Consider the following 26673-nt stretch of genomic DNA (forward strand, 5'->3'; position numbering starts at 1 on the left):
ACCACAGGATCCCCGCTTCCCAGGCGACGAACCTCAGGGTCACGCCCCAGATTGCCCACCAATATCACCTTGTTCACAGATCCAGCCATAATGGCCTCTCCACTTCATCTCTCCTGAACAGCTGGGGCATGAGAGAATGCCGCACGTTTTCAGGTCGGTTGCACATTCCTGCCCCAAGGTGGGCATCACCTATTGTTCTACATTTGTTCCAGGTGAAACACAAGAGATGAGTTGATGTTTCACAGTTTCCGGATCCTGACAGGTGGGCTAAACGGGAGCAGCCAAGCTGAGGTTCGGGAGCCTGCCATGACCGACGATATCTTGAACGAGGCAGCTGTCGCGGCCGCGTGGGATCGCGATGCGGCCCTTTGGACGGAGGAGGTGCGGGCTGGGTTCGACTTCTACCGCGAGCTCTATACCTTGCCGGCGTTCTTGGACTTCATGCCGTCCATTGCGGGGCAGCAGGTCATTGATCTCGGCTGTGGCGAAGGCACCAACACGCGCCGCTTCGCGCAACGCGGTGGGATGATGACCGGGATCGATCTCTCTCGTGAGATGATCCAACGCGCCCGCCAGAAGGAGGCAGAAGAGCCTCTCGGCATCGCTTACGAAGTCGGCTCCTTCAACGAGCTCTCGCCCTTTGCCGACGAGCAGTTCGACTGCGCTTTATCCACCATGGCGCTCATGGACAGCCCGAACTTTCCGTCTGCCATGCGTGCGGCTTGCAGGGTTCTGAAGCCTGGCGGGATCCTGTGCTTCAGCATTCTGCGTCCCTGCTTCATCACGCCTGCCCTCCAGTGGCTGACAAACGAAGAAGGGGCCTACCAGGGACTGCTTGTCGGCCGGTATTTTGAGGAGGCACCCTTCGCCGAGCGCTGGCGGTTCGGCAGGCGTCCCGCGACGGCGAAGCTTGTTGCTTATGACGAGCCTTTCGAGGTCCCGCGCTTCCCGCGGACCCTTTCCGGCTACGTCAACGCCATCACTGAAACAGGTTTTCGGATTGTGAAGATGGAGGAGCCGCGGCCAAGCGAGAAGCTGGCACGCGAGCACGCATGGCTGAACCGCTGGTATCAGCATGCGCCTCTTGTGCTGTTCATCAGCGCTGTCAAAGCATAACGGCGATCAGCTCAGAGCACCGGCGGATACGAAAATAGCGGCGATGGGAAATCGCCGCTATGGGGAGGAAAATAGAGTTTACTCGGCCGCTTGCAGATAGACCACCTTCGACTGCTCGTTCTTCACCTCGCGCAGGGTGCGCGCCATGTAGGTGAGCTGCTCGATGGCCTTTTCGAGATCGTCCGTAGTGCCGGCCTCGAGATCGTAAGCCCTGCGTCCCCGGTAGAGCCGGTTGACCTGGCTCTCCATTTCCGCGGCGGCTTCGCGGATGCGGTGGACGAGATTGTCTGCGATGACATTGGCGTTGCCGTCGACAACGCAGAAGCCGACATCGCTTGCGCGAACCTTAGCCATGGGTTGATACCTCTTCTTGTTGTTCGTCTTAAGCAACGGCCCGTTCCCCATGCTCGGTATGGACGCCGAGCCGGCGGGCCAGGGAGTGTTTCGTCACGGGGCCGATCCAGGGCAGCGTTGCGAGGTAACGCAGCTTGTTTGGGCTTGTCGTGTATTCGCCAAACAGCCGCTCACGCTCGCGCCAGATCAGGTCGATCGCCTCGGCCTTCGCTGGGTGGCGAAAGCCCACGCGGGACGTAGAGCCAAAGCTCAGCGCGCGCATGCAGCGCTCGAACGTGCGGCGGCCGATAGCTGGCGTGACGCTGGCATGGCAGATCGTCTCGATCACATGCTGCGCAAACTCATCCGCCGTTTCGGGCGCCGGCGTCTCCGCACCGGAGATGTCGCCCTGAAAAGCGCTTGCGCCGTTGCGCATGATCTCTTCAAGCCCAAAGCTCGGCATTTCTCTCACCGTATGTTCCAGGCCGCCTGCAGCAGCCGAACGAGCTTCGTTCCAGTCTTTCGAATCCGACGCGGCGCCTGCCAGGAGTGGCTGGCTTCACGGGCCGGGTTCAGGCGTTCGGAACGTTGACGCGGGTTCTTCAGAACGAGGCGCGCACCCAGTTCGGTGCGAATGCGCCAGGCATTAGCCGAGCTCCGAAAACCTTGACCATTCAGGGGTTTATGCGAGGAGCGCGGCTTCACTAAGATGGGGTTTGCGGCCGGCGGACGCAAGGTGCGCGGGACCGCCGGAACCGAGCCGGCATAAGCTCGCGCGGCCTTCGGCCAAGGCGAGACTTCGCAGCGCGCCACCTTCAGGCTCTGCGCCAACTCCACGCCTGCACTGAGGCCGAAGACGGAGAGGGCGCAGGTGAAGGCTTCCGAGAACGGCTGCATGCCGCACCAGCTCTTCTCCGCCATGTGCAGCGGCCACGACCACAGGCCGTCCTCGCGCCGCTGGCCGAGACTCTCGCGGTCGATGAAATAGCCGGTCGTTTTGTGCTCGAGGCCGCCCTCGCTCAGGAGCCATTCCTCGTTCTCGAAGATCGGTCGCTCTTCCGTCATGGCGCTCATCACGAGATCCTTGTGCGAAGGGCCGTTCAGCACTGCCCTAATGAGGTCACATCCGCGACGCATACAGATGATGTGAACAAACCAAGAACATAACCTCGGAGTGTGCTGTGTCAAGCAAAGTCCGCTGTTTGAGACTGTAATCTTGGAGTAACGGATACTATGTGGAGGGTCGGGTACCAGGATTGAAGACATCGCCCCTGATCCAGACCAAAAAGAGGCGAAGTCGTTGCGACGAAATATCGCTGACGATAACTGAAGCTCGACCATTCACTTGCCGCGGAGCCGCGATTCCATGACCAGCCTGTCACGCTTTGAGACTGACCAGCTCCGCCGCCTGGAAGAGATGCGCAAGACCTTCGACAAGCTGCGGGCGGAGCGCATCCGTGCAGAGGGCGAGGTGGAGCGTCTGTCGCGTGAACTCGACGAAGCGCGCGCGCTTGCTAAGGCCGAGCTTGGCACCGACGACGAGGCGCAGATTCAAAGCCTGATCGATGAAGCCCAGGCACGAAATGCCCAGCTCGCCGAGGAGTTCGGCGTCGCCCTACGCGAGGTCGAGGCGCGCCTCAGGCAACTCGGAGACGAGCGTTGATCCTGTCGCCCGCCACGCATGATGTCACCCGCGCGGAAGCGCTGCTCGCGCGCCTCGAAGGGCGGCGCGATGCCATCCGCACACGGGTCGATGAGCTCACGCGCGAGATCGAGTTCGCCAAGGGGCGTCTCGCGGTCAAGGACGAGGTGGAAGCTTTCATCGAGGCCGTGCACGGCTCGGCGAGCCGCCGCAGCCTGTCGGCCTTCGAGACGCTGCTGACTGCGCTCGTGCAGGAGGTTCTGCCGGGCGAGAAGCCCGTGGCGCTGGAACTCTCGACTGAGCGGGGGCTGGCTTCCCTCGACATCTGTGTGCGGCGTGCCGATGGCTCGCTCGAGGACGTGCTGGAGGACAACGGCGGCGCGCTCACCAATGTGATAGGCATGGCGCTGCGCCTGATCGCCGTGGTCAAAGCGGATGTGGCGCGCTTCCTGGCGCTGGACGAGGCGGATTGCTGGATCGCGCCGGAGCGCGTCTCATCGTTCTATACGGTGCTGGAAGACGGCGCTGCGCGGCTCGGCGTGCAGTGCCTGGCGGTCTCGCACCATGACCTGTCGCAGTTCTCCGGCAAGTTCCACATCGCGCGCATCGCCGGCGAGCCCGCCACCGGCGTCGAGGTGGTGTCCGCCGACACGGGCCAGCTTTGGGATGATACGCAGCCGGGCTTGCGCTTCATCCGTCTCGTCAACGTGCAGGCCTACACGGATGCGACCCTGCATCTGGGCCCGGGCGTCAACGCGCTCATCGGGCCGAACAACCGCGGCAAGTCCACCTTCATTCGGGCACTTCGTGCGGTGTTCTATGGCGAGGCCCGTGACAGTCTCGTGCGCGCCGGCGCGAAAGCCGCCATGGTGGAGATCGGTGTGGCCGGGCAGCGGACCTTGCGCTTCACGCGCCAGCCGCGCCGCTCGCCCGTCAACACCTGGTCGCTGCATGAGGCAGACGGCTCCGTCGTCGAGGAGCGGGGCATGCGCTACGAGACCGGCGGGCGCGCTGTGCCGGATTGGGTCGCCGATCTCATCCGCATCCGCAAGGTCGAGGATCTCGACGTCCATATCGCGCACCAGAAATTCCCCGTGTTCCTGCTCGGCGAAACGCCCTCGCGCCGCTCGGCCGTGCTCTCCATCGGCCAGGAGGCGGGCTATATCCGCGACATGCTCGTCATCCACCGCGAGCGCTGCCGCCGTGACAACGACCTTGTGCGGAATGGCGAGAGGGAATTGATCGCGCTCAGCGAGACGCTCGACGGGCTCACCGAACTCGAGCTGCTGAAGGAAAAGCTCATCGCTGTGCGCCGGCAGGCGGAACGCCTGGCTACGGAAGCCGCGCGGCTGGAGCGGCTTCAGAGCCATGCGGCACAGCTTGCCACGACCCGCAATAGGCTGACAACGGCCGAGGCGCGCGCCCGCATCACCGAGATGCTTCCCCCGGCGGAGCGGCTTGCCGATCTCACCCGTGCGGTGGAGCGTGCCCGGGAACGCGAGCGCATCGGGCGGCAGGTGCTGCAGCTCGGTCGTGATCTGAAGCGCAGCCAGTCGCGTCTGACGGCATTGCATGGCTTGCCGGATGCCGTGCCGACCCTTGAAAACACCGCTTCGGCACAAAATATTCTCAAGCGGATGAACGATCTTCTTGCGGCCTCGCAGATCGCCCGAAGCCGTATGACTCAGGTCGACGAGGGGCTGACATCCCTTCAGGCTGAGATGGCGCGCCTCGTCGAGGAAACCGGCGGGCTGTGCCCCACCTGCGGCTCGCCCGTGAAGCCTGAGACCCTGCTCGACCACCACACCCATTCGCCTACGGAGCGGCTTACCGCATGATCCTGACCGGAGATCGTCTCGCCCCTGTTGCCTGCAACGGCATTCTCGTGATCGGGGATCCGCATGTGGGCTCGCGGCGGCCCGGGCGGCGCAAGGATGCGATCTGGCCGCAAGCCGTGCTGGGCAAGCTGGAGCGCTGCGTTTCGATCGCCAACGAGCGGCAGCTCGCGGTTGTCATTCTCGGCGATCTCTTCGATCGCCCAGTCGAAACCGATGTGGCGCTCAAGAACCAGCTCATCCGCATCCTGAAAGGCTTCCGTCACCGGCCCCTCGTCAATGTGGGCAATCACGACATTCAGCACACGACGCTCACCGACAGCGACTCGCTGGCGCTGCTTGGGTTGTGCGATGTTGTCGACGTGGTGGCGACATCTGCTCCTGTGGCCGAATTCCAGATTGGAGAAAGGCGGATCGGCGTTGGCATGACGCCCTACGGCCAGGCTATTCCCACGGATGCGCGCGGCTCCTTTTCAGGCACCGATCTTCAGGCGTGGTTCACGCATCACGACATCTCCTTCGATGGCGGTTATCCGGGTGCCGTTCCACCCTTCGCGGTGGAAGGCTGCGATGTGCTGATTAACGGACACATTCACAAGACGCAGAAGGCCGTTCTTGCGGGCCGCACCCGCTGGCTCAACCCCGGCAACATCACGCGCCAATCCATCGATCTCGTGGATCACGTGCCGCGCGCCTGGATTCTTGACGGCAGCGGAGCGCTGGAATCGCAGGCGCTGCCCTTCGAGAGCAACGTGTTCGATCTCACGGGACGGGTGGTCGATGCGGCCGATGAAGCGCTGGTGGCGCGCGAGGTGGAGAGCGCCTTCGTCACCCTGCTTCAAGCGGAGTCATCGACCGAGCTGAAGCGCAGCGGCGACGGCTCGATCATCCGCGATGAGATCGAGGCGAAGTTTGCCGCCGACAGCACCTCGGATGCGGTGCGTGCCATCGTGCGTTCGCTGCTCGGCGAGGCGGTGGAGCGCCACGCGGCGCAGTCTTAAAAGGCAAACGGATCGGCAAACGGCAGGCGGCGCCGGCGCACCTGCGTCTCGGGCAGGATGGGGCGGCTGATATCGACGGCCACCAAGCCCTCGCAGGCGAGCGCCAGAACAGCCGCGACACCATCCTGCGTGTTCATCACGGCGCTGGCGCAATCGACGAGCCGCATGGTGCCGAGTTCGTCGAGCTGATGCAGGATGCGCACCCGGTCGCCCGCCGTCACCGGCGTGCGCTTGCAGGCCATGATCAGGCGCATGGTGGTGAAGCGCGGCTCCGTCCGGATGCTCGCTGCCGTCTCGATCAGGAAAGGGCGTTCGTCGGCGGCGGTGATGCCGTGGATCGATGCGGCGCGCAGGGGGTGGTTCAGCAGATCGTCATCGGTCACCACATCAACAAGATAAGCCGAGCCGTCGCGGACGATCTCGAAATCGGCCACATGCTCCACGTTCTCGTCGCCGATGGCGAAGGTTGCCGGATCGGCCGGCGCACGTAGGGACTCGACGTCCGCATCGAGTTCGCAGATCGCCAGGAAGTCCGCAATGAGGGCATTGCGCGTGAGCGGTGTCGCCGGGCGCTTGGCAGCCCGGCGGGCGCCGCCACGGCGGGCGGGGCGTCGATCCGAAAGGTCGAGGATCGCTTGCGCGGACATCCGGTCCTCCAGGGTGGCGGTTGCGACGAGCAGTCAGGCCGCCTCGAGACATGCGGCATAGGCTTACATCCTGACTGATGAGAACATATATAGAACATGCCAGTTATGGTCAAATCATGACGTTTCCTGTGAAGGCACATTTGAAGCACATGATTCGAGAGACGGAGGTCGGCCGTTGAGACAAAATGGCACACCATATAAGTCACTGTACTAAAAGGGCTAAATCCTTTTGTTCGATGTCTCCAGATTGGACCTGAGAGCCTAAATTTGGTATAGAACAAAAAATGAACACGCCTGCCGCAGAAGACGATTTCGACAAGAGCGTGAGCCGATGTGCGGGCCCTGATAGAAGTTAGGATCGAGGATGAATACGACCGATAAGAAAATCTCCGAGGTGCTGGCCAAGTTCGGCGAGCCGATGGCCGGCAATGTCTGGCGGGTCCAGGGAACGGCCGTGATCTACCACAAGACGCTTGAGCGGATTGCCGCCCAAGCGAATGTGGTCTTCGACGAGCCCAAGATCATCCGCGCTGAGCGCGACGAGGCGGTGATACAGGTCACCGGCCGCATGGGCGAGCGCGTCGAGTGGTCGATCGGCGAGGCGCTGATCGGCGTGAACTACCGTGTCTCGGGCAAGCAGGCGGCTTATGTCTATGCCATGGCCGAGAAGCGCGCGAAGGACCGCGTGATCCTCAAGCTCATCGAACTGCACGGCTACGTGTACTCCGAGGAAGAGGCGGATGAGTTCAAGCAAGGCCGCCTAGGCTTTGCCGATCCGCATGTGGAACTCGAAAAGACCGAGCCTCAGCAGCAGAAGAGCAGGGTCGAGGCTGCTGCCTCCGATGGCAAGGTCGAGGACGACCTGAGGGCGAAGATCAAGAAGGCCAAGACCATCAATGCGGTCACGGACCTGATGCTCCATGCCGACACGCAGAAGGTTCTCGCCGATCTGCCGGAGGGAATCCGCGACGAGATCCGCGACTACGCCAAGGCACGGCTCGTCGAACTCGGCTGGCCGACCAAGAAGGCGGCCTAATTTTCGCTGCGATCATGGGCGAGACGGGATAAGCCGTCTCGCCTTTTTCATATTGCCCGTGGCGTCCCGGCGCTGGTGGTCACGCTGATCGATGCCGAAATCCTCCACCATGGCTGCCTCCGATCAGGAAGCGCTGTCCCTCTCCGAACATCTCGTCGGCTCCATCGAGCGGGTGACGTTCCACAACGATGAAACCGGATTCTGCGTGCTGCGCGTCAAGGCGCGCGGGCACCGCAAGCCCGTTGTCGTCGTGGGGCATGCGCCCTCGGTGGCCATCGGCGAGGTTGTCGACGCAAACGGCGGATGGCTGCACGACCGCAACCACGGTGTTCAGTTCCGTGCGAGCGAGCTGATGACCTCAGCGCCGACCACCGCGGAGGACCTGCAGCGCTTTCTCGGTTCCGGCCTTCTGAAAGGCGTCGGGCCTTCCCTCGCCCAAAGGCTGATTTCATCATTCGGCGCGCGCATTCTCGATGTGATCGAGACGAAGCCGCATGAGCTGACGCGCGTGCATGGCATTGCGATGTCCAAGGCACTCAGCATCGGCGAGGCCTGGGCCGAGCACCGCGCCTTGAAGGACATTGCCGCCTTTCTCAATGCCCATGGCATCGGCGGCTTTCTCCTCACGCGCATCTACCGCGCTTATGGCGTCGGCGCCATCGACATCATCAAGGCCAATCCTTACCGGCTTGTGCTCGACATTGCAGGCTTTGAGTTCGCACTCGCCGACCAGGTGGCGCTGCAGCTCGACGTGGAACCCACCGCTGCGATCAGGTTGCAGGCCGGTCTGTCTCAAATTCTCTCGGACGCCGTGAAGGAAGGCCATTCCGGGCTGCCGGCGGAAGATTTGCTAAGGCTGGCGAGCCGCCTGCTTGAGGTGCCTGAAGCGGAGTTGAAGCCTGTGCTCGATGCGCAATGTGCGGCAGGCCACCTCGTCTCGGACGATCTCGACGGACGACGCAATGTTTTCCTGAAGAGCCTCTACGGCGCCGAACTCTTCATCGCGCAGCGCCTGAAGGAGATCGCGCAAGGGCAGCACCCCTGGAACAAATTCGACCCTGCGCAGGTGATCGCCGAGGCTGAAGCCGCCATCAGCGTGTCCTACTCGCCGAGCCAGCGCGAGGCCCTGGCCTCCGCATGCCGCTCGAAGGTGCTCGTGGTCACCGGTGGACCTGGCGTCGGCAAGACGACGCTGATCCGAAGCCTGACCCATCTGTGTGCGCGGCATGAGTTGACCATTGCTCTTTGCGCTCCGACTGGGCGGGCTGCGAAGCGGCTGTCGGAAAGCACGGGCTTTCCGGCCAAGACCGTCCACCGCTTGCTGGAGGCGTCTGAGGGCGGCTTCCGCCGCAATGCGAAGATGCCGCTCGACTGCAACCTTCTCGTGGTCGATGAGGCCTCGATGCTGGACATCCGGCTGATGGCCGCGCTGCTGCGAGCGCTGCCGGATGAAGCGTCGCTCGTTCTCGTCGGCGACGTGGATCAGCTGCCCTCCATCGGACCGGGACAGATCCTGTCCGACATCATCGCATCCGGCGCCGTTCCTGTTGTGCATCTGAGGGAGGTGTTCCGGCAGGAGCGGGAGAGCCGCATCATCACGGTAGCGCATGCGATCAACCGCGGCGTGGTGCCCGATCTCGGACATCAGGCGGATTCCGATTTCTACTTCGTCGAAGCCGATACGCCAGCTGAGGCCATGGCCAAGATGACCATCCTGATCCGTGACCGGATCCCACGGCGGTTCGGGCTCGATCCCGTGCGCGACGTGCAGGTGCTGTGCGCCATGAACCGCGGACGTCTCGGCACGCACATGCTGAACGGGGAACTGCAGCAGCTCTTCAATCCGCCGGGCCTCGAGAGCCTGCACCGGGCTGGCTGGAGCTATGGGCCCGGCGACAAGGTCATGCAGGTCCGCAACGATTACGAGCGTGACGTCTACAACGGCGAGGTCGGCATCGTGCGCGAGGTCCGCCGCGATCACGGCGAACTCACCGTTGCCTTTGACGACAGACTGGTCGTCTATTCCCTTCAGGAACTCGACGAGCTGGCCCTGGCCTACGCTGTGACGATCCACAAGGCGCAGGGCTCCGAGTATCCAGCCGTGGTCATCCCGGTTGCCCTGCAGCAGGCGTCCATGCTGCGGCGCAAGCTTCTCTATACGGGAGTGACACGGGCAAGCCGTCTGGTGATCCTCGTCGGCAGCCGGGCCGCGCTCGTGCAGGCCGTTGGTTCGGAAGAGGAGCCGCGCCTGTCCCGGCTCAGGAACTGGCTTGAGACCTGATCTCTTCCGCCAAAGGCCAAAGCGCTCTATATCTGCTCCTGCAGGAGCACCCTCTGGAGCAGGCGATGGCCACAGAGACCCAACACACCGACCGGCAGGAGCGGCGGGCCCGCGTGGGCCTCGTCGCGGCAGCGGTCCTGTGCCTGGTCGCCTCCGGCGGTATCTTGTGGTGGCGCTATGGCGGCGCTGTTTTCAACGATCTGGTGACCGCCGGGCTAGCCTGGTGCTTCTGAAGCAGCCCGGCCCGCGAGGTGCGGGCAAGACCGTGGCTTGTCTTGTTCCAGCGGAACGGCGCGATGGCCAGCTCCCATAAGCCTCTCCAGGCTGCAACACTGACGAGGCCGTAATAAAACGGCAGCAGCGGGAGCCAGGGCATGAGGCGCCAGAGCCTGCGCCGTTGCAGGGCCACGCAGGTGGGGATGAAGACTGAGGCTGCGCCGGACAGGAAGAGCGTCAGGGCATAAGCCTTGAATGCCGCCGTCCAGCGAAGCTCGGGAGTCTGTTCCGGCCCTGCAAGCCATGACGCCACATAAAGCCCGGTGAAGAGCGGATAGACGAGTGCGCTGAGCACGGTTCCCCAGGTCAGGGCGAGGGCGCCGGAGAAGCGCCAGATCCCGAGCTGATGGAGCATGATCCAAGGCCTGCGCGTATGGCTCGCGGCAGTCTGCACGTAGCCCTTCATCCACCGCGTCCTCTGCCGCATCCAGAGGCGGAGCGTGCCTGGTGCCTCCTCGAGGGTGGAGGAGGGGAGATCTTTCACCTCATAGCCAAGCCGGGCGAGGCGGATCCCGAGATCGGCATCCTCGGTGACATTCCAGGCATCCCAGCCATGGACCTTCCGCAGCACGGCGGTGCGAAAATGGTTTGAGGTGCCGCCGAGGGCGATAGGGCTGCCGACCTCCGCCAACCCTGGATTGAATACGTCAAACAAGGCCGCGTACTCGATGGTGAAGAGCCGCGTGAGCCAAGTGTCATCCGTGTTGTCGATGGTGAGCCGCGCCTGCAGGCAGGCCACACGTGGCGGCGCTTCGGCGAAGCGCGACACGGCCAGGCGCAGCTGTCCCGGATCGGGCACATCCTCGGCGTCGTAGATCACCGTATAGCGGCCTCGCGCCAGCGGCAGGGCGACATTGAGTGCGCGAGGTTTCGTGCGCGGCTCGCCTGGAGGTGCGATAAGGATCTCGACATTGCGCGGAACAACGATGGAGCGGAGAGCCTCCAGGGTCTCCTGATCATCGGCTTCCAGCACGAGTTTGATGTCGAGCTTGGAAGCCGGGTAGTCGATCCGCGAGACGGCTTCAATGAAGCGGGCAACGACGCGCTTCTCCCGATAAAGGGCTGCGATGATCGTGTAGACGGGCAGGTCCGCGTCCTCGATGCGGATTGCATGATCTTCGGGCTCGACAGGATTGTTCAGGGATGCCGTTGCGATCCGGAGAACGATCATGCTGAGAAACAAAGGGCCCATGAGCGCGCCCAGGATCCCGGTGCTCAGCCCGGGGGCATACCCAAGGCCGAACACAATCAACGTCAGAACCACGAAAAGAACGGCGATCTGCCGGTAGCTGACATCGGTTGCCAAGTGAGGGGCCTTGTCGGCGAGATCATGTGCGGCCCGCCGGGCGATCAGCGGACTTCGGGCCAGAAAGACCGCCTCGCGCAGCCGGGTCGGCGTGGTGATGGCGAGCAGCCGATGCAGGCGGCGGGTCTTGAGAAGGTCCGCCAAGGCAGGGCCGCGCGGCGCCGCCACGAAGTTCGGCCTTGCCCCGGCCAGAGGGGCAAGGCCTGCCAGGACGCTGTCAGGATAGCGGACCTCCGGTGACAGGCGCGGGATTGCCAAGAACGGCAGGCCGAGTTCGGCCGCAAGAGCCCGGTAGAAATCATCCTCGGAGACCAAGCCTTCTCTGATGAGGAATTCATCGGGCGAGACACCGGCTGCCTGGGCGAAGATGGCAGCCTGCCACAGGGCCTCGGGTGCATGCCCATGGCTGCTGAGAAATCCGATCTCGACCGGCAGCGCTGTTGACTGTGCGGCCTCGTCCGCTAGACCCTGCCTCATGAGCGTCGGGTGCTTCCTGGGGGCATTCCTGAGCAGCGCAAAGCCAAGAGCAAGAGAATGTCGCCTCGATGGTTCTAAATATCGTTACATTGGTTGCCTGTTTTTCCCGCAAGATCAAGCCCTTCGGGTACGCCGGGATGGTTCCGGTCCTGATTTTTGCGCTCACGGCTAGCGCGGCTCAGGCTCAAGGGGTGAATATCCCGAATTTCTGGGATCCCAGAACGCTGCTTGAGCGCCCGGAACTGCCGGCAACGCGTACGATCCGCTTTCTGGTCGACGACGATTTCCCGCCGCTCCACTTTCCGGGCCTTGATGGCAGCCCGACCGGTCTGTCGGTGGAACTCGCCCGGGCCGCCTGCGAACGCTTAGGGCTAACTTGCACGGTCCAGGTACGCCGCTTCGATACGCTGTTGAATGCCCTCAACGAGAAGCAGGGCGACGTGGTGGCGGCTGCCATCCCGATCACGCCCGATCTGCGCCGGGGCTATGCTGTGACCGGCCCCTACTTCAAGATCCCGGCCCGCTTTGCCGTGCGCAGGGACAAGAACCAGCCGGCACCGGACGCGAAGGCCCTGCAGGGCAAGAATCTCGGCGTGGTCGGTGGGACGGCCCACGAGGCCTACGCCAAGGCCTTCATGGGAGGAGCCTCCCTCAAGCCCTACCCGGAGCTGGCGGCGGCGCAGACTGCCCTGAAAGCCGGTGAGATCGACTACCTGTTCGCCGATGCCCTTGGGCTTGCCCTCTGGATCGGCGGCGAGGAATCCGCCGGATGTTGCGACTTCTCTGGCGGTCCATATCTCGAAAGCCGCTTTTTCGGCGAGGGCATCGGTTTCATCACCCGCACGGAGGACGAAGCCCTGCGGCGGGCGCTCGATTTCGCGCTCCAGCAACTCTGGCGGGAGGGGAAATACGCCGAGCTCTACCTGCGCTTCTTCCCGACGAGCCCTTACTGAGGCTTTCCGAGCCATCAAGGGTTGGGTTTACCGCATTGACCCTCGCGGGTCTCATCCCTAGTGTGCCGCGCTTCTGGAAGCATTTCCTTTAAGCACTAGGCCCATGTCTCGAACCCTGTCTCTTGATCCCGCTCTGATTGAAGCCGCCCAGACTGCCACCGCCTGGCCTTTCGAGGAGGCGCGCAAGCTGGTCGAACGGCTCAAACGGACGGGTAAGAAGGAGGCCCTGTTCGAGACGGGCTACGGCCCCTCGGGCCTGCCGCATATCGGCACCTTCGGCGAGGTGGCCCGCACCAGCATGGTGCGGCACGCCTTCCGGGTGCTGACAGGCGATACCATCCCGACACGCCTCGTCGCCTTCTCCGACGACATGGACGGCCTGCGCAAGGTGCCGGACAACATCCCGAACAAGGATCTTGTGGCATCCGCCCTCGGCAAGCCCCTGACCCAGGTGCCGGACCCGTTCGGGACGCATGAGAGCTTTGCGCACCACAACAATGCACGTCTGCGGGAATTTCTCGATGCCTTCGGCTTCGACTACGAGTTCATGTCGGCGACCGAGTGCTACAAGACCGGCAAGTTCGACAAGACTCTGCTCACTGTGCTGGAGCGCTACGATGCCGTAATGGCGATCATGCTGCCCTCGTTGCGCGAAGAGCGCCAGCAATCCTATTCGCCGTTCCTCCCCGTCCACCCGAAGACCGGCATCGTAATGCAGGTGCCGATCGACGAGCGCAAGTTGGACGCCGGCACCATCGTATGGCGTGACCCTGAGACGGGTGAGCGCTTCGAGACCCCGGTCACCGGCGGTCATGCCAAGCTGCAGTGGAAGCCCGATTGGGCCATGCGCTGGGTGGCGCTCGGTGTCGATTACGAGATGGCCGGCAAGGATCTCATCGACAGCGTGAAGCTCTCAGGCGAAATCGCCAAGGCGCTCGGCGGCCTGCCGCCGGACGGGTTCAACTACGAACTCTTCCTCGACGACAAGGGCCAGAAGATCTCGAAGTCGAAGGGCAACGGTCTCACGATCGATGAGTGGCTCACCTACGGCACGCCCGACAGCCTGCGGCTCTTCATGTTCAACAAGCCGCGCGAGGCGAAGAAGCTCCATTTCGACGTGATCCCGCGGCAGGTGGACGACTACCTGACCTTCCTGGAGAAGTTCCCGGCGCAGGATGCGAAGATGCGCCTGATGAACCCGGTCTGGCATCTGCATGCGGGCGAACCGCCGGCACCCGAGCTGGTGTCGTCGGAGGGCTCCAACCAGCCGGGCACGACGATCTCCTTCTCCATGCTCCTCAACCTCGTGGCGGTGGCGAATTCCGAAGACCCGTCGGTGCTCTGGGGCTTCATCCGCCGCTATGCGCCGGGCGTGTCGCCGGAGACCCACCCGCGCCTCGACAGCCTCGCACAGCGCGCCGTGCGCTACTTCGAGGATTTCGTGAAGCCGCAGAAGACCTATCGTCTGGCGGACGAGGTCGAGGCTGCATCCTTGCGGCGGCTCGACGAGGTGCTTGGATCCTTCGAGTCGGGAGAGCGTCCGGCAACAGCCGAGGCGATCCAGGACGAGATCTACAATGTCGGCCGCGCCGAGCCGCGCTACCAGGACTTCAAGGCCAAGGGCGCGACACCCGAGCGTCCGGGCGTGTCCATCGAGTGGTTCAACACGATCTATCAGGTGCTGCTCGGCGAACCGCGCGGTCCGCGCTTCGGCTCGTTCGTTGCGCTCTATGGCGTGAAGGAAAGTCGGGCGCTAATCCGGAAGGCACTCAACGGTGATCTCGTGCGCGAGCACGAAGCATTCTTGAAGGATCGCGCAGCCTAACGGCTCATTGCCGTGCCCACATGATCCGGGCCGTCCAGGCGATCTCCTCGGTGGCGATCGCCTGATCCTCCTGGTCCTTCACGAGGGAGGTCATCTCCAGGGTCTTGGCGGAGCGGCGTTTCAGCTCCTTGGCCAGGATCTGCCCGTTCGTGGTGCACACCACGATCCGGTCGCCCTTGCGGGTGCTGGCGGTGGGCGAAACGATGAGCACATCACCATCCCGATAGAGCGGCGCGAGCGTGTCGCCTGTAACCTCGAGAGCGAACACCTTCTCCTGGCCGAAGTCGGGAAATTCGAGTTCGTCCCAGCCTGCGCCTTCCGTCGGCGTGCCATCCTCGTTGAGGATCTTTGCGGACGTTGCTTCCTCCATGCTGATCAGGGGGATCATGGAGCGGCGCAGGGAGCCGGAGGGTTCGACGAGGCGCAGGAAATCCTCAAGCGTCGCGCCGGTCGCCTTTAGGATTTTCGAGATCGACTCCGTCGAGGGCCAGCGCTCGCGGCCTTCCGGACTGACACGTTTCGATCGGTTGAAGCTTGTTGCATCGAGACCGGCCTTGCGGGCGAGGCCCGATGCGGTCATGCCATGACGTGATGCTAACGCATCGATAGCAGCCCAAACGCGTTCGTGGGACAACATCGTAAAAAACCTTCGCGAGAAGCGAATAACTGAAAGCGAACCTATGATTAGGAATTAAGATTGTTCTAAGGCATAGACAATGGGATCCCGCCTCTTGAGACAATATGTCTAATCAGGATTGCTCCTGAAGCGACGCACGCGTAATCGGATTATCATGCGCACGATCTACAAAATCTGCCCGGAACTGCTCTGGCGCGAGGCTGAAAAGGCCGGTTTCTTCGCTGGAGCGCCCATCGATATCCAAGATGGGTACCTCCACTTCTCAACTGCCGAGCAGGTCCGCGAGACGGCCGCTAGACACTTCTCAGACCAAAGCGACCTCCTGCTGGTCGCCATCGATGCCGACTCACTTGGGCCTGACCTGCGTTATGAGCCCTCCCGTGGCGGAGATCTGTTCCCGCACCTTTACGCTCATCTGCCTTTGTCGGCGGTGAGATGGGTAAAGCCGCTGCCTCTCGGCCAGGATGGCCACCACATCTTTCCGGATCTTGACGCATGATCGGCGCACTGTTTTCCCTCGCAAAGCCTGCATTGCATGCACTCGATGCCGAGACCGCGCATCAGCTGACGATCAGGGGCCTGTCGCTGATGCCGGTGATGCCTGCGCCGGCCGACGATGCCCGCCTTTCCGTGGATGTGTTCGGCAGGACTTTCCCCAATCCGGTCGGGCTTGCCGCAGGCTTCGACAAGCAATGCGAAGTGCCGGATCAGCTTCTTGGTCTCGGATTCGGCTTCGTTGAACTCGGCGGCGTCGTGCCGAAGCCGCAAGAGGGCAACCCGCGTCCGCGCGTTTTCCGTCTCGCCAAAGACGAAGCGGTGATCAACCGTTTCGGGCTCAACAGCGACGGGCTCGATGCCGCATGCCGGCGCCTGGCGCAACGTCGCGGGCGGCCGGGCATCGTCGGCGTCAATATCGGGGCGAACAAGGATTCCGCCGACCGCGTGGCCGATTACGTGCTGTGCATCCAGCGCCTGTGCGGGCTTGCCGACTTTCTGACCGTCAACGTGTCCTCGCCCAACACGCCGGGCCTGCGCGATCTGCAGGGCGAAGCGTTCCTCGACGATCTTCTCGCGCGCAGCATCGAGGCCCGGGACAAGGCGGAGAAGGGCAGGCATAAGACGATCGTTCTCCTGAAGATCGCACCCGATATTTCGCTCGACACGCTCGATGCCATCGTGGCTACGGCGCTGAAGCGCGGTATCGACGGGCTCACCGTTTCCAACACGACTGTCGCCCGGCCGGACACCCTGCAGGAAAAAGCCCTGGCCTCGGAGACGGGCGGTCTCTCGGGAAAGCCTCTGTTCGTTCCTTCCACAAGGCTTCTGGCCGAGACCTTCCTGCGCGTGGAGCGCAAGATCCCGCTCATCGGCGTCGGCGGCGTCGATTCCGCGGAGACCGCATGGGCGAAGATCCGCGCCGGGGCCAGCCTCGTGCAGTTCTACTCGGCCATGGTCTACAAGGGGCCCGGCCTCGTCGGTGACATCAAGAGCGGTCTGGTGCAGACGCTCGCAGGCGAGAAGACCTCGCTGGCGCAGGCGCTCGGCCGCGATGCTGCGGCGATCGCCAGGGGAGAGTTCTGAGATCCAAACTCATGCGAGGCTGGCGAAGGTCTTTCTCGCCAGTCTCGGATAGAGGATGAACTGCCCCAGGCCTCGGGCGCTCAGGAAAGCGAGCAGCGCGATCCACAGCGCCGTGTTGCCGAGGCTGCCGGCGGCCAGAAGAATGCCGGCATAGGCCACGAAGGCGATCACCATCAGGTCGCGCATGGACCGAGTCCAGGTCGCACCTGTGTAGATGCCGTCGAAGGCGAAGGCGGCGGCGCCCAGGAAGGGCGTGAGGGCCGCGAAGACGAGGTAGTCGCGTGCATAAGCCCGCACGTCCGGATTGGTCGACACGAAGTCGATGAACGGTCCGCCGGCGATCAGGAACAGCGCCGATACGGCCAGACCGAAGCCGAGGCTCCATCCCAGGCTCAAGCGGGTGGCGCGGCGGAAGCTGCGCTCGTCGCGGGCGCCGATGCTCTGCCCGCACAGGGTTTCGGCCGCGGTGGCGAAGCCGTCGAGGAAATAACCGCCGATCAGGAACATGTTGTAGAGCACCGCATTCGCGGCCAGCGTCACGTCCCCGGAGCGCGCGCCCAGGGCGCTGAAGATCGAGAAGGCGAGGATCAGCGCCACGTTGCGGATCATGATGTCCCGGTTCATGGCGAGCGTCTGCAGCATCGCGGCCCGGTTCAGCACCTCCGCCCATGTGACGGCGAGCGGATTTGAGCCGAGCCGGCGCAGCACCACGATGCCAAGGCCCACGCCCAGCACTTCGGCCAGCGCCGTGCCGATAGCCGCACCGGCGATGCCGAGGTCGAGGCCGAGCACCAGCACCATGGTGAGCCCGATATTGATGACGTTGATCGCCACTTGCAGGAACAGGCCGAGATCCGTGCGGCCGCGTCCCAGGGTGGAGCCGAGGATGACGTAGTTCGCCAGGGTGAAGGGAGCGGCCCAGATGCGGATGAAGAAGTAGGTGGAGAGCGCCTCGGTCACTGCCTCGCTGGCGCCCGCCATGGAAAAGGCCATGGCGGCAATCGGCCATTGCAACAGGATCAACAGGAGACCGGTGACCGCCGACACCAGAAACGCACGGGCCAACGTCACGTCGACCTCGTGCCGGTTGCCGGCGCCGGTCGCCTGGGCCGTGAGGCCGGCAGTCGCCATGCGGAGCGACCCGAAGCTCCAGAACACGAAGTCGAAAATGACGGCGGCGAGCGCCACCGCGCCGAGGAGATGCGCCTCACCCAGCCGCCCGATCACCGTCGCGTCGACGAGCCCCAGCAGGGGCGTCGTCACATGCGACAGGGTCATCGGCAGCGCGAGCGCCAGGATGCGGTAGTGGGAGATGTCCAGCCGCTGCGTGCTCGGTGCGCCGTCCATCCCGGGCCTCAGCGCCGGCTGCCGAACAGGCGGGAGATGAGCCAGAGCGGCACCACGATGACGGCGCCATACAGGATCCAGAGGCCGACCTCCTGCACGGTCTCGAAGCTGAGATCGAGAACGGAGGCGATCCAGTTGAACAGGCCCTCGATCAGCCCGATGGGCGTGATGTCGAGGAAGGCCAGGAACGCGCCGACGAGGAGCGACAGGAAGATCAGCTTCACCAGCACCGAGCCGGGGGAGCCGCCGAGGAAACGGTTCAGGTTGGACATGCACTCATCTCGTCAGAAAGCGTAATGGACCTTGAGCTTTGCGTGTGCTTCATCGCAGGGGCCGGCGACGAACGCAACCCAACCCGAGTTTCGCATGATCGACCCCGCCCTCTTCGATCCCTCCGCTGTCAGCGAGGAGATCCGCGCCCAGAATGCCGAGATCGTGGCCAAGCTCTCGAAGCTCGGCCGCTACTGGGAGGCGCCTCCCGCACTGATCCGGGAGAACAGGCGCAAGGGTCTTGGAGCCTTCCCGCTCATGCCCCTGAGCAGCAGGGCTGAGGCGATCACCATCGACGGGCCGGGCGGGCCGCTTCCGCTGCGCATCATCGCCCCGGAAAACCCGCGGGGGGCCTATCTCCATATCCATGGCGGCGGTTGGACCATCGGCACCGCCGACGAGCAGGATCCCTGGCTCGACCGGCTGGCGGAGCGGTGCGGCCTCGCAGTCGTGTCGGTGGAATACCGGCTGGCGCCCGAGCATCCGTTCCCGGCCGGCCCCGACGATTGTGAGGCGGCCGCCCTCTGGCTGATCCGGGAGGCGGAAAGCCGCTTCGGTACCTCGCGCCTCTTCATCGGCGGCGAGTCGGCAGGTGCGCATCTCTCGGCCCTGACCCTGCTGCGCCTTCGCGACAAGCACGATCTCAAGCCGTTCAGGGGAGCCAACCTCTTCGCCGGCTGCTACGATGTCAGCCTGACTCCGAGCGCCGCCAATTGGGGCGAGGAGCCCCTCATCCTGAACACGCCTGGGGTCAAGGTTTTCGCTGACAATTTCTGCGGCCCGGACCTCGACCGGCGCGATCCGGCCATCTCGCCGCTCTATGCCGACCTGACGGGGATGCCGCCTGCGCTGTTCTCGGTGGGAACCCGCGACCTGCTCCTGGACGACACGCTGTTCATGGCATCCCGCTGGGTCGCCTCCGGCAACAAGGCGGAACTCGCGGTCTGGCCGGGCGGCGCACACGTGTTCATCCGCTTCGACAGTGCGCTTGCCGAGCAGGCTCTGTCGCGGATCGATGGGTTCATCGAACGTCTTTGAGTCTGCCAGCCTTCCGGGACACCTCACCTTCATCCTGAGGAGCCTGCATAGCAGGCGTCTCGAAGGATGATCCAGCATGCACTGGAGACGCCTCATCCTGAGGAGCAGCCTGACGGCTGCTCCTCAGGATGAGGCTCTTGTTGAGTTTCTTGGCTACTGCTTAATCCGCCCCAGCCTGGGAGGGGCGCTGGGTGACGCCGATCTTTGAGGCGGCGATGACGGCTTGCGTGCGGCTGTCCACGCCGAGCTTGTCGAGGATGGCGGAAACGTGCGCCTTCACGGTGGCCTCGGAGACGCCAAGCTCGTAGGCGATCTGCTTGTTGAGCAGGCCCTCGGACAGCATGGTCAGCACGCGCACCTGCTGCGGCGTGAGGGTGCCAAGGCGACGGACAAGATCGGCGGTTTCCGCGTCTTCGGTGGCCGAGAGGTCCACGTCCGGCGGGGTCCAGGTGTCGCCGGCCAGCACCGCCTGGATGGCACCCCCGATGCTGTCGATGTCGATGGATTTCGGGATGAAGCCGGAGGCGCCGAAATCCATGGCGCGGCGGATCACCGTGGGCTCCTCCGTGGCGGACACGATCACCACCGGCAGCTCGGGGAATTGCGCCCGGAGCGACATCAGGCCGGAAAAGCCCTGGACGCCCGGCATGGTCAGGTCGAGCAGGATCAAGTCGACGTCGCGTTCCTGCGAGAGGGTGGCGTTCAACTCATCCATGCCGCTGGCTTCCATCACCCGGGCCTGGGGCATGATGGAGGCAACGGATTGCCTCAAGGCGCCGCGAAACAGCGGATGGTCGTCGGCAATGATGATCGTGGTGGACTGACTCTGCACGTGTGCCTACTCCCACGAGACGCTTGCCTTGTGCCTTAGCCGCTTCCTTCGGGAAATGGCAAGGCTGGAAACGTCATTCTCCGCTATTCTACGGGAATCTACGGAGGCAGCCCATCTAATCATGTGGATTACGCTCCGATCAAATGGACGATCAGGTCGCGGGTATGCGGCCGGTCCCGATGCTCGGCCAGATAGACGCCCTGCCAGGTGCCCAGCACCATCTGGCCGTCCACCACGGGAATGCTCAAGGACACCCCGGACAGCATGGTCCTGATATGGGCCGGCATGTCGTCCGGACCTTCCGTGGAGTGGACATAGCCGGCCTCGCGGGGTGCCAGCCGGTCGAGGGCGGTCAGCAGGTCCCGGCGCACATCCGGGTCGGCGTTCTCCTGGATGAGCAGCGAGGCCGAGGTGTGGCGGCAGAAGACCGTCAGGAGGCCGTTCAGGACTCCGGTGCCGAACACCCAGCGCGACAGAGGCTCCGTAATCTCGGTAAAGCCCAGGCCTTCGGTCTCCACCACGAGCCGGCCGTTCACCTGCTGGGTCACGCTCGCTTCCGAGAGGGTTTCCACGTTCAGCATCTTCAGGCCTCCTGATCCTTCAACGGATGAACCTCCTGTTCGCCCCGCTCCAGGATCTTCTCCAAGGTCTCGATCCGGTCGGCCTCGGCCGCAGGCTTGTCCCAGCGGATGCGGTTGATGCGGGGAAACCGCATGGCGACGCCCGATTTGTGCCGGGTCGAGCGCTGCAGCCCCTCGAAGGCCACCTCCAGCACCAGTCCCTTGTCCTTGCCGTATTCCACCTCCCTGACCGGGCCGAAGCGCTTGACCGTATGGTTGCGGACAAAGCGGTCGAGCTTCACCAGCTCCTCGTCGGTGAAGCCGTGATAGGCCTTGCCCACCGGCACCAGCTCCTCGCCGCTCGGGCCGTCGCGCCAGACGCCGAAGGTGTAATCGGAATAGAAGGACGAGCGCTTCCCGTGGCCGCGCTGGCCGTACATCATCACGGCATCGACGAGATAAGGGTCGCGCTTCCACTTGTACCAGTAGCCCTTCGGGCGGCCGGGCAGGTAGGGGCTGCTGGCCCGCTTCACCATGCAGCCCTCGATGGCATCCGCATCCGGGCCGGCGCCGACGGAGGCTGGATCAGCCCGGGCGGCGGCAAGCTCCTCCCAGGTCTCGAAGGGCACCATGGGCGAGAGGTCGATGCGCGGATCGCCGAGCCGGGCGACGAGGGCCTCCAGGCGCCGGCGCCGCTCGGCGAAGGGCAGGGGGCGCAGATCCTCCTCGCCCTCGAACAGGATGTCGTAGACCCTCAGGTGAGCCGGGAACTCGGCGATCAGCTTCGGGGTCACGGCCTTCCGGTTCAGGCGCTGCTGGAGCACGTTGAAGGTCTGCACCCGGCCCTCGCGCACGATCAGCAATTCGCCGTCGATGGCCCCCTCGAAATCGAGCGCCTCCACAAGGTCGGGAAAGGCGCGGGACACGTCCTCGCCGGTGCGGGAATAGATACGCCGCACCGGGCGCCCGTCGCTGCCGTGGCCGGACGCGGCCTGAAGGCGAATGCCGTCCCATTTCCACTCAGCCAGGAACTCGGATGCCTCGAGCTTCGCAAAGTCCTCGTCCTCCAGCGGATGCGAGAGCATGGAGGGGCGGAACGGGGCGGGGTTGCTGGATTCGGGCTTCTCGCCCCGGCCCTCGACCCAGGCGAACAGGTCTTCGTACGGCGCCTCCAGCCCGTGCCAGACCAGCTCGACCTCGTCGGGCTCGATCCCCCCGAGCTGGGCGACGGCGGTTTTGGCAAGGCGCGCCGAGACGCCGACCCGCAGCTCCCGGGTGATGAGCTTGATCAGCGCCCAGCGTCCCGTTTCATCAAGGGCGTCCATCCACCCGGCGACCCGGGCCGGCAGGTCGCTTTTGCTGGTGGTCGCCAGCGTTTCGATGACCTCGGTGAGCGTCGGCACGTGCGGCGGTGGGTTGTTGTGGCCGATGGTAGGCGTGCCGTCGACGGGCGCCACGCTCTCATGCCCCGGAGCGGGCCAGATCAGGGCCACAGTCTCCGCGAGGTCGCCCACATAGTGATAGGACATCCGGAACAGCTCCGGATCGGTCCGCTCCTCCACGAGGCCGCGGATCAGGCCGGGCTTGGCCTCCTTGAACATGAGCGCGCCGGTCATGGCAGCCAGCGCATAGCCGCGGTCCGGGTCTGGGGTATGGCGGAAGTAATCGGTCAGCAGCCGCAGCTTCGCGTTGCGGCGGGGCTCGTAGCCGAGGCGGTCGAGAAGGGCGGCGAAGCGGTTCATGGCATATCCTCCCCTTGAGGGGGAGGATCGGCTCGAAGAGCCGAGGTGGGGTGATCGGCGCCGTCGCTTTCCGACGGTGGCGTTTCCACCCCACCCCGCTCGCTGCGCTCGCGACCCTCCCCCTCAAGGGGAGGGTGTGCGGCCTCCTCCGCCTCGCCCTCGTCGCCGTAGCCCAGCATGTGCAGGGGGCGCGCCTTGATGCCGTGGGTGGTGCACCAATGGACCAGCGCGTCCTCCTGCCCGTGCGTCACCCAGACCTCGCCGGCGCCGGTCTCTCGGATCGTGCGGCAGAGGTCGTCCCAGTCGGAATGGTCGGAGATCACCAGCGGCAGTTCCACGCCCTTCTGCCGGGCCCGCCCCCGCACCCGCATCCAGCCGGAGGCGAAGCAGGTGACGGGATCGGGAAAGCGGCGCGACCAGAGATCCTGGATGGAGGAGGGCGGGCAGATCACAATCGCGCCGGCGAGCTTGGACCGCTCGGCGGCCACGACCTTCGGCGTCTCGCCGAGCGGAATGCCTTCGGATTTATAAAGCTCGGTCAGGCGCTCCATGGCGCCGTGAAGATGGATCGGCTGGTCGTAGCCCTCCTCGCGCAGGAGCGCCATGACCCGCTGCGCCTTACCGAGCGCATAGGCGCCGACGATATGGGCGCGCTCGGGAAACAGGGCGACGGAATCGAGGAGCTTGCGCACCTCCGCCCGCGTGTCGGGATGGCGGAACACGGGCAGGCCGAAGGTCGCCTCGGTGATGAACACGTCGCAGGGCACGACCTCATAGGGCAGGCAGGTCGGGTCCTCGGCCCGTTTGTAGTCGCCCGAGACCACGACCCTTGTGCCCCCGGCCTCGATGGTGATTTGCGCCGAACCCAGCACGTGGCCCGCCGGCGTGAAGCGCACGGTCACGTCGCCGACGCGGATGCTTTCCCGCAGGGTTGCTTCTTGAGTCGAGCCCGCGAAATCCTCGCCGTAGCGCACGCCCATGATGCGCAGGGTTTCCCGGGTCGCCATGACGGAGCGGTGGCCCGACCGCGCATGGTCCGAATGGCCATGGGTGATCAGGGCCCGCTTCACGGGCCGGACCGGATCAATGTGGAAGTCGCCAAGGGGGCAGTAGAGCCCTTGCAGGGTCTGGGTGAGGATGTCGGTGGAACGCAGCGCCATGGGTTCAGAATATAGGGTCCGGCTTGGTGATGTCAGGTTGAGGGATAACGCCGAGCCAGCACCTTGTGGCCCGCAGCCAGTGGGCTGCGAGCCTATGGTGAAATCGAGGGTGGCGCGTAGGGCAGCCCGGCTCGATGCTATGGTGTGGAAGGTGAGAGCCAGACTGCTCGTCACGCGCGGTTTGTTTCAGCGGACCTGGAGGCATACCAGATCGGCCACCTGCGATCACAGGCTTGCGAGGCCTGCGGCAGGACCGCTCCCCGTTCCGCATCTGCGACGCCTCGCGAGCGCGCCCCTCATCGGACGAGGATGTCCATAGCTATGGCCGAGCTTAGGACAGAAGTCAAGAACAAAATGAGAACATCGATGCTGCCGACCCTGCACACCTTCGTCATCGCCGGCCATGTGCCGGTGATCTCGCTGCGAAAGACGCAGCGCTCTTCCAGTCGAGATGGCCGGGACAGGCCCGGCCATGACAAGGGGAGTGTCATTTCCGGCAGGACGCGTCAGCGAAGGGAAGAGAATTCATAGTCACAGCGCATGTGAGTGGATCCCCCTTCCGCACTCCGCTTGGCTTGAGGATGACACTGCAGCCTGTGCACCATTGACAGCCCTTCCGCTCTCCCGCATCCACAGGTCATGCCGCCTGCCCCGAACGTCCGATCCACCGGCGATTATCGCGCCGACCGCCGCTATGAATATGCCCGTGCCGCCTTCGACGAGCGCGACTTCGAGGCCGCGGCGGATCTCGCCCGGCAGGTGCTGGAGCTTGCGCCGGGTTTCGCCGCCGCCCATGCGATGCTGGGGCGGGCGCTTGCCGAACTCGGCGCCCGGGAGGAGGCTGTGGGCGCCCTGCGCCGGGCGCTCGACCTTGAGCCTTTCGATGAACTGGGTGTACGGCTCGATCTCGCACGGTTGGGAGCGCTGGCGCCGCACGAGGCGATCACGGACGGCTATGTGCGGGCGCTCTTCGACGATTATGCGCCGAAATTCGACCGGCATCTGACGAAAAGCCTCGCCTATCGCGGGCCGGAGCTGATCGCCGATGCGCTTCGCCGCGCCTGTTCCAGGCAGATCCGGGATTACCGCTTCGGTCTCACCCTCGACCTCGGCTGCGGCACGGGCCTGATGGCGCAGGCGCTCGACGGGCTGTGCTCCTCCGTTGAAGGGGTCGATCTTTCCCCCGGCATGCTGGAGAAGGCGCAGAAGACGAAGCTCTACGATGCCCTGCACGAGGGCGAGCTCGTGGCGTTTCTGTCAAGCCGTGCCACGGCAGAGGCCGACCTCGTGCTGGCGGCCGACGTGTTCGTCTACATGGCGGCGCTCGATGCGGCGTTTCGGGAGGTGCGCCGGGTCTTGAAGCGCGAAGGGCTCTTCGCCTTCACCGTGCAGGCGCATGAGGGCGAGGGCTTCATCCTCGGCGAGGATGCGCGCTATGCGCACAGCGAGGACTACTTGCGCGGGCTCGCGGAAGCGGTGGGGTTCACGATGGTGATCTTCGAGCGGGTGTCCACCCGGGAGGATCGCGGCGTGCCGGTTCCCGGGTTTCTATGCGTGATGCAGCGGTAATTTCTTCTACAGCTGAAGATACCCTCGGTCCGCATCCTGAGGAGCAGACGTAGTCTGCGTCTCGAAGGATCGTCCAGTGCTCGCTGGAGCCTCCTTCGAGACGCCGCTTGCAGCGGCTCCTCAGGATGAGGTGGTATTTGTAAATACGCTTATATGGCGGGCGTCGAAGGATGCGGCGCGCTCTCGTAGCAGCCCAGCACTGACTGGTCGAAATCGATGATCGAGCCTGTCATCATGCCGGACTCAGGTGACGAGAGAAACGCCACGGCGCGGGCGACCTCGCGGGGGTCGAGCAGGCGGCCGAAGGGCTGTTCCTTCTCGGCCTTCTCCAGCCAGCCGTCCTGGGCGCCGTGGTAGAGACGCACGATCCGGTCCTCGCCGGGCGTGTTCATCCAGCCGATGTTCAGCCCGTTCACGCGGATGCGCCAGGGCATGAGGCTGAAGGCGGCGTTCTTGGTGAGCGTCGCGAGCGCGCCCTTCGAGCCGCAATAGGCCGAGATGAAGGGCTGGCCGCCATGGGCCGACATGGACAGGATGTTGACCATCGCGCCCTCGATTTTTTCGCGCCGCATGATCTTGGCGGCTTCCTGCATCAGGAAGAACGGCGCGCGCACGTTCACCGCGAACATGCGGTCGAAGAGTTCCGGACTCGTGTCGAAGATCGTGCCGCGATCGGTGATACCCGCCGCATTCACCAGCACGTCGACGCGCCCGAAGACGCTGTCGGTCCTGGCGGTGACCTGGCGCGCTTCCTCGACGCTCTCGAGGTCGGCGCGCACGAATTCCGTGTGGCAGCCCTGGTTGGAAATCTCGCGGGCCACCGCATGCCCGCGCTCCTCGTTGCGGCCGCAGATCACGATGCCCTTGGCGCCGCGCTCAGCCAGCGTGCGGGCGATGGCCTCGCCCACCCCTTGCGTGCCTCCGGTGACGACGGCGACGGTGTTCTGGAACTGGGTCTCGTGCGGCATGGCGTTAGTCCTCTCAGGTCTCGCTTTTGGCGTTGGTTGAACTGAGGCGATCCTGGGCCTGATGACAAGGCGGCAAAGGAGAGCTTTCACATGTTCTGAAACGCCGCCACCGATGTCATCCCCGGAGAGCCGGAGGCGAGGGAAGGGGATCCACTCTCACGCTCAGATGCCGTAATGGGCCTGCCGCTCACGAGCTAGCGGAGCGGGGTGGCTGTCCCTCAAAGTGATGGTGTTGAAACGG

28 protein-coding genes are annotated in these 26673 nt (G+C 64.4%); 14 read left to right on the top strand and 14 right to left on the bottom strand.

Going from position 1 to position 26673, the window contains the following annotated elements; all coding sequences use genetic code 11:
- Window positions 1-89 (bottom strand): single-stranded DNA-binding protein (locus tag JQC81_RS26650; RefSeq protein WP_203273471.1); only part of this gene is annotated, 89 nt, incomplete at its 3' end.
- Window positions 90-306: 217 nt separating this feature from the next.
- Between JQC81_RS26650 and JQC81_RS26655 the strand changes: the two genes are divergently transcribed.
- Window positions 307-1116 (top strand): class I SAM-dependent methyltransferase, encoded by an 810-nt coding sequence (locus JQC81_RS26655; protein ID WP_203274822.1) that lies wholly within the window; start codon window positions 307-309, stop codon window positions 1114-1116.
- 78 nt (window positions 1117-1194) lie between these two features.
- Here the strand turns inward: JQC81_RS26655 and JQC81_RS26660 are convergent, their stop codons facing one another.
- Genes JQC81_RS26660 through JQC81_RS26670 form a run of 3 tightly spaced genes read right to left on the bottom strand, consistent with a single transcriptional unit; the run spans window position 1195 to window position 2523 of the window.
- Window positions 1195-1470: a hypothetical protein gene (locus tag JQC81_RS26660; protein ID WP_190846296.1), complete on the bottom strand. Its 276-nt coding sequence runs from the start codon at window positions 1468-1470 to the stop codon at window positions 1195-1197.
- Window positions 1471-1498: 28 nt separating this feature from the next.
- Entirely contained in the window at window positions 1499-1912 is a 414-nt protein-coding gene (locus JQC81_RS26665; RefSeq protein WP_203274823.1) for a hypothetical protein, read from the bottom strand.
- 5 nt (window positions 1913-1917) lie between these two features.
- Window positions 1918-2523, bottom strand: coding sequence for a hypothetical protein (locus JQC81_RS26670; protein WP_203274824.1), 606 nt, complete (start codon window positions 2521-2523; stop codon window positions 1918-1920).
- A 292-nt stretch (window positions 2524-2815) separates the two neighbouring features.
- On the opposite strand from JQC81_RS26670, the gene JQC81_RS26675 reads away from it, so the two are divergent.
- Genes JQC81_RS26675 through JQC81_RS26685 form a run of 3 tightly spaced genes read left to right on the top strand, consistent with a single transcriptional unit; the run spans window position 2816 to window position 5927 of the window.
- Window positions 2816-3112: a hypothetical protein gene (locus tag JQC81_RS26675; protein ID WP_203274825.1), complete on the top strand. Its 297-nt coding sequence runs from the start codon at window positions 2816-2818 to the stop codon at window positions 3110-3112.
- Entirely contained in the window at window positions 3109-4929 is a 1821-nt protein-coding gene (locus JQC81_RS26680) for an AAA family ATPase (RefSeq protein WP_203274826.1), read from the top strand. Before JQC81_RS26675 ends, JQC81_RS26680 begins: the two co-directional genes overlap by 4 nt.
- The gene (locus tag JQC81_RS26685) at window positions 4926-5927 is read left to right on the top strand and encodes a metallophosphoesterase (protein WP_203274827.1); all 1002 of its coding nucleotides are present in this window, start codon (window positions 4926-4928) and stop codon (window positions 5925-5927) included. The genes JQC81_RS26680 and JQC81_RS26685 overlap by 4 nt, the downstream gene beginning before the upstream one ends.
- Here JQC81_RS26685 and JQC81_RS26690 read toward each other — a convergent pair.
- Window positions 5924-6574, bottom strand: coding sequence for a hypothetical protein (locus JQC81_RS26690; RefSeq protein WP_203274828.1), 651 nt, complete (start codon window positions 6572-6574; stop codon window positions 5924-5926). The two genes, JQC81_RS26685 and JQC81_RS26690, sit on opposite strands and share 4 nt — an antisense overlap.
- Window positions 6575-6938: 364 nt before the next feature.
- Here JQC81_RS26690 and JQC81_RS26695 point away from each other — a divergent pair, with 364 nt between their 5' ends.
- The 3 genes from JQC81_RS26695 (at window position 6939) to JQC81_RS26705 (ending at window position 10124) form a co-directional block, all read left to right on the top strand.
- The gene (locus JQC81_RS26695; RefSeq protein ID WP_203274829.1) at window positions 6939-7610 is read left to right on the top strand and encodes a trna delta -isopentenylpyrophosphate transferase; all 672 of its coding nucleotides are present in this window, start codon (window positions 6939-6941) and stop codon (window positions 7608-7610) included.
- A 91-nt stretch (window positions 7611-7701) separates the two neighbouring features.
- A complete protein-coding gene (gene recD2 / locus JQC81_RS26700) occupies window positions 7702-9891 on the top strand; it encodes an SF1B family DNA helicase RecD2 (protein ID WP_203274830.1) in 2190 nt (729 codons plus the stop codon).
- Window positions 9892-9956: 65 nt separating this feature from the next.
- A complete protein-coding gene (locus JQC81_RS26705; RefSeq protein ID WP_203274831.1) occupies window positions 9957-10124 on the top strand; it encodes a hypothetical protein in 168 nt (55 codons plus the stop codon).
- Here the strand turns inward: JQC81_RS26705 and JQC81_RS26710 are convergent.
- Complete coding sequence (locus JQC81_RS26710; RefSeq protein WP_203274832.1) at window positions 10067-11950, bottom strand: glycosyltransferase; 1884 nt, start codon at window positions 11948-11950, stop codon at window positions 10067-10069. The two genes, JQC81_RS26705 and JQC81_RS26710, sit on opposite strands and share 58 nt — an antisense overlap.
- Before the next feature lie 137 nt (window positions 11951-12087).
- Here JQC81_RS26710 and JQC81_RS26715 point away from each other — a divergent pair, with 137 nt between their 5' ends.
- Both JQC81_RS26715 and JQC81_RS26720 read left to right on the top strand, forming a co-directional pair.
- Window positions 12088-12903, top strand: a complete 816-nt coding sequence (locus JQC81_RS26715) for a transporter substrate-binding domain-containing protein (protein ID WP_246520685.1) — start codon at window positions 12088-12090, stop codon at window positions 12901-12903.
- A gap of 103 nt (window positions 12904-13006) precedes the next feature.
- Window positions 13007-14728: a lysine--tRNA ligase gene (locus JQC81_RS26720; RefSeq protein ID WP_203274834.1), complete on the top strand. Its 1722-nt coding sequence runs from the start codon at window positions 13007-13009 to the stop codon at window positions 14726-14728.
- Between the two features lie 4 nt (window positions 14729-14732).
- On the opposite strand, the gene JQC81_RS26725 is transcribed toward JQC81_RS26720, so the two are convergent.
- The gene (locus tag JQC81_RS26725) at window positions 14733-15365 is read right to left on the bottom strand and encodes a S24 family peptidase (protein ID WP_203274835.1); all 633 of its coding nucleotides are present in this window, start codon (window positions 15363-15365) and stop codon (window positions 14733-14735) included.
- A 154-nt stretch (window positions 15366-15519) separates the two neighbouring features.
- Here JQC81_RS26725 and JQC81_RS26730 point away from each other — a divergent pair, with 154 nt between their 5' ends.
- Both JQC81_RS26730 and JQC81_RS26735 read left to right on the top strand, forming a co-directional pair.
- Window positions 15520-15864 (top strand): DUF952 domain-containing protein, encoded by a 345-nt coding sequence (locus JQC81_RS26730; RefSeq protein WP_203274836.1) that lies wholly within the window; start codon window positions 15520-15522, stop codon window positions 15862-15864.
- The gene (locus JQC81_RS26735) at window positions 15861-16946 is read left to right on the top strand and encodes a quinone-dependent dihydroorotate dehydrogenase (RefSeq protein WP_203274837.1); all 1086 of its coding nucleotides are present in this window, start codon (window positions 15861-15863) and stop codon (window positions 16944-16946) included. Before JQC81_RS26730 ends, JQC81_RS26735 begins: the two co-directional genes overlap by 4 nt.
- Before the next feature lie 9 nt (window positions 16947-16955).
- Here JQC81_RS26735 and JQC81_RS26740 read toward each other — a convergent pair whose 3' ends face one another.
- Entirely contained in the window at window positions 16956-18293 is a 1338-nt protein-coding gene (locus tag JQC81_RS26740) for an MATE family efflux transporter (protein ID WP_203274838.1), read from the bottom strand.
- A gap of 8 nt (window positions 18294-18301) precedes the next feature.
- Window positions 18302-18565 (bottom strand): DUF6460 domain-containing protein, encoded by a 264-nt coding sequence (locus tag JQC81_RS26745; RefSeq protein ID WP_203274839.1) that lies wholly within the window; start codon window positions 18563-18565, stop codon window positions 18302-18304.
- Window positions 18566-18659: 94 nt separating this feature from the next.
- Here JQC81_RS26745 and JQC81_RS26750 point away from each other — a divergent pair, with 94 nt between their 5' ends.
- Window positions 18660-19601, top strand: a complete 942-nt coding sequence (locus JQC81_RS26750; protein ID WP_203274840.1) for an alpha/beta hydrolase — start codon at window positions 18660-18662, stop codon at window positions 19599-19601.
- Between the two features lie 160 nt (window positions 19602-19761).
- On the opposite strand, the gene JQC81_RS26755 is transcribed toward JQC81_RS26750, so the two are convergent.
- From JQC81_RS26755 to JQC81_RS26770, 4 genes are all read right to left on the bottom strand, one after another.
- Complete coding sequence (locus JQC81_RS26755; RefSeq protein WP_203274841.1) at window positions 19762-20433, bottom strand: response regulator; 672 nt, start codon at window positions 20431-20433, stop codon at window positions 19762-19764.
- Window positions 20434-20561: 128 nt separating this feature from the next.
- Complete coding sequence (locus JQC81_RS26760) at window positions 20562-21014, bottom strand: secondary thiamine-phosphate synthase enzyme YjbQ (RefSeq protein WP_203274842.1); 453 nt, start codon at window positions 21012-21014, stop codon at window positions 20562-20564.
- Window positions 21015-21016: 2 nt separating this feature from the next.
- Window positions 21017-22735, bottom strand: coding sequence for a cisplatin damage response ATP-dependent DNA ligase (locus JQC81_RS26765; RefSeq protein WP_203274843.1), 1719 nt, complete (start codon window positions 22733-22735; stop codon window positions 21017-21019).
- A complete protein-coding gene (locus JQC81_RS26770; RefSeq protein ID WP_246520684.1) occupies window positions 22732-23895 on the bottom strand; it encodes a ligase-associated DNA damage response exonuclease in 1164 nt (387 codons plus the stop codon). Before JQC81_RS26770 ends, JQC81_RS26765 begins: the two co-directional genes overlap by 4 nt.
- 366 nt (window positions 23896-24261) lie before the next feature.
- On the opposite strand from JQC81_RS26770, the gene JQC81_RS26775 reads away from it, so the two are divergent.
- Both JQC81_RS26775 and JQC81_RS26780 read left to right on the top strand, forming a co-directional pair.
- Window positions 24262-24426: a hypothetical protein gene (locus JQC81_RS26775; protein WP_203274844.1), complete on the top strand. Its 165-nt coding sequence runs from the start codon at window positions 24262-24264 to the stop codon at window positions 24424-24426.
- 108 nt (window positions 24427-24534) lie between these two features.
- Window positions 24535-25464, top strand: coding sequence for a class I SAM-dependent DNA methyltransferase (locus tag JQC81_RS26780; RefSeq protein WP_203274845.1), 930 nt, complete (start codon window positions 24535-24537; stop codon window positions 25462-25464).
- A 149-nt stretch (window positions 25465-25613) separates the two neighbouring features.
- On the opposite strand, the gene JQC81_RS26785 is transcribed toward JQC81_RS26780, so the two are convergent.
- A complete protein-coding gene (locus JQC81_RS26785) occupies window positions 25614-26432 on the bottom strand; it encodes an SDR family oxidoreductase (protein ID WP_203274846.1) in 819 nt (272 codons plus the stop codon).
- Window positions 26433-26673: the final 241 nt, after the last annotated feature.

Source organism: Microvirga arabica, assembly GCF_016811235.1.
GTDB lineage: Bacteria > Pseudomonadota > Alphaproteobacteria > Rhizobiales > Beijerinckiaceae > Microvirga > Microvirga arabica.

Excerpts from the sequence above, each read along its gene's own strand:
- JQC81_RS26655 (WP_203274822.1), top strand. The coding sequence starts at position 307 with ATGACCGACGATATCTTGAACGAGGCAGCTGTCGCGGCCGCGTGGGAT.
- JQC81_RS26660 (WP_190846296.1), bottom strand. The coding sequence starts at position 1,470 with ATGGCTAAGGTTCGCGCAAGCGATGTCGGCTTCTGCGTTGTCGACGGC.
- JQC81_RS26665 (WP_203274823.1), bottom strand. The coding sequence starts at position 1,912 with ATGCCGAGCTTTGGGCTTGAAGAGATCATGCGCAACGGCGCAAGCGCT.
- JQC81_RS26670 (WP_203274824.1), bottom strand. The coding sequence starts at position 2,523 with ATGAGCGCCATGACGGAAGAGCGACCGATCTTCGAGAACGAGGAATGG.
- JQC81_RS26675 (WP_203274825.1), top strand. The coding sequence starts at position 2,816 with ATGACCAGCCTGTCACGCTTTGAGACTGACCAGCTCCGCCGCCTGGAA.
- JQC81_RS26685 (WP_203274827.1), top strand. The coding sequence starts at position 4,926 with ATGATCCTGACCGGAGATCGTCTCGCCCCTGTTGCCTGCAACGGCATT.
- JQC81_RS26690 (WP_203274828.1), bottom strand. The coding sequence starts at position 6,574 with ATGTCCGCGCAAGCGATCCTCGACCTTTCGGATCGACGCCCCGCCCGC.
- JQC81_RS26695 (WP_203274829.1), top strand. The coding sequence starts at position 6,939 with ATGAATACGACCGATAAGAAAATCTCCGAGGTGCTGGCCAAGTTCGGC.
- recD2 (WP_203274830.1), top strand. The coding sequence starts at position 7,702 with ATGCCGAAATCCTCCACCATGGCTGCCTCCGATCAGGAAGCGCTGTCC.
- JQC81_RS26705 (WP_203274831.1), top strand. The coding sequence starts at position 9,957 with ATGGCCACAGAGACCCAACACACCGACCGGCAGGAGCGGCGGGCCCGC.
- JQC81_RS26710 (WP_203274832.1), bottom strand. The coding sequence starts at position 11,950 with ATGAGGCAGGGTCTAGCGGACGAGGCCGCACAGTCAACAGCGCTGCCG.
- JQC81_RS26715 (WP_246520685.1), top strand. The coding sequence starts at position 12,088 with ATGGTTCCGGTCCTGATTTTTGCGCTCACGGCTAGCGCGGCTCAGGCT.
- JQC81_RS26720 (WP_203274834.1), top strand. The coding sequence starts at position 13,007 with ATGTCTCGAACCCTGTCTCTTGATCCCGCTCTGATTGAAGCCGCCCAG.
- JQC81_RS26725 (WP_203274835.1), bottom strand. The coding sequence starts at position 15,365 with ATGTTGTCCCACGAACGCGTTTGGGCTGCTATCGATGCGTTAGCATCA.
- JQC81_RS26730 (WP_203274836.1), top strand. The coding sequence starts at position 15,520 with ATGCGCACGATCTACAAAATCTGCCCGGAACTGCTCTGGCGCGAGGCT.
- JQC81_RS26735 (WP_203274837.1), top strand. The coding sequence starts at position 15,861 with ATGATCGGCGCACTGTTTTCCCTCGCAAAGCCTGCATTGCATGCACTC.
- JQC81_RS26740 (WP_203274838.1), bottom strand. The coding sequence starts at position 18,293 with ATGGACGGCGCACCGAGCACGCAGCGGCTGGACATCTCCCACTACCGC.
- JQC81_RS26745 (WP_203274839.1), bottom strand. The coding sequence starts at position 18,565 with ATGTCCAACCTGAACCGTTTCCTCGGCGGCTCCCCCGGCTCGGTGCTG.
- JQC81_RS26750 (WP_203274840.1), top strand. The coding sequence starts at position 18,660 with ATGATCGACCCCGCCCTCTTCGATCCCTCCGCTGTCAGCGAGGAGATC.
- JQC81_RS26760 (WP_203274842.1), bottom strand. The coding sequence starts at position 21,014 with ATGCTGAACGTGGAAACCCTCTCGGAAGCGAGCGTGACCCAGCAGGTG.
- JQC81_RS26765 (WP_203274843.1), bottom strand. The coding sequence starts at position 22,735 with ATGAACCGCTTCGCCGCCCTTCTCGACCGCCTCGGCTACGAGCCCCGC.
- JQC81_RS26770 (WP_246520684.1), bottom strand. The coding sequence starts at position 23,895 with ATGGCGCTGCGTTCCACCGACATCCTCACCCAGACCCTGCAAGGGCTC.
- JQC81_RS26775 (WP_203274844.1), top strand. The coding sequence starts at position 24,262 with ATGCTGCCGACCCTGCACACCTTCGTCATCGCCGGCCATGTGCCGGTG.
- JQC81_RS26780 (WP_203274845.1), top strand. The coding sequence starts at position 24,535 with ATGCCGCCTGCCCCGAACGTCCGATCCACCGGCGATTATCGCGCCGAC.
- JQC81_RS26785 (WP_203274846.1), bottom strand. The coding sequence starts at position 26,432 with ATGCCGCACGAGACCCAGTTCCAGAACACCGTCGCCGTCGTCACCGGA.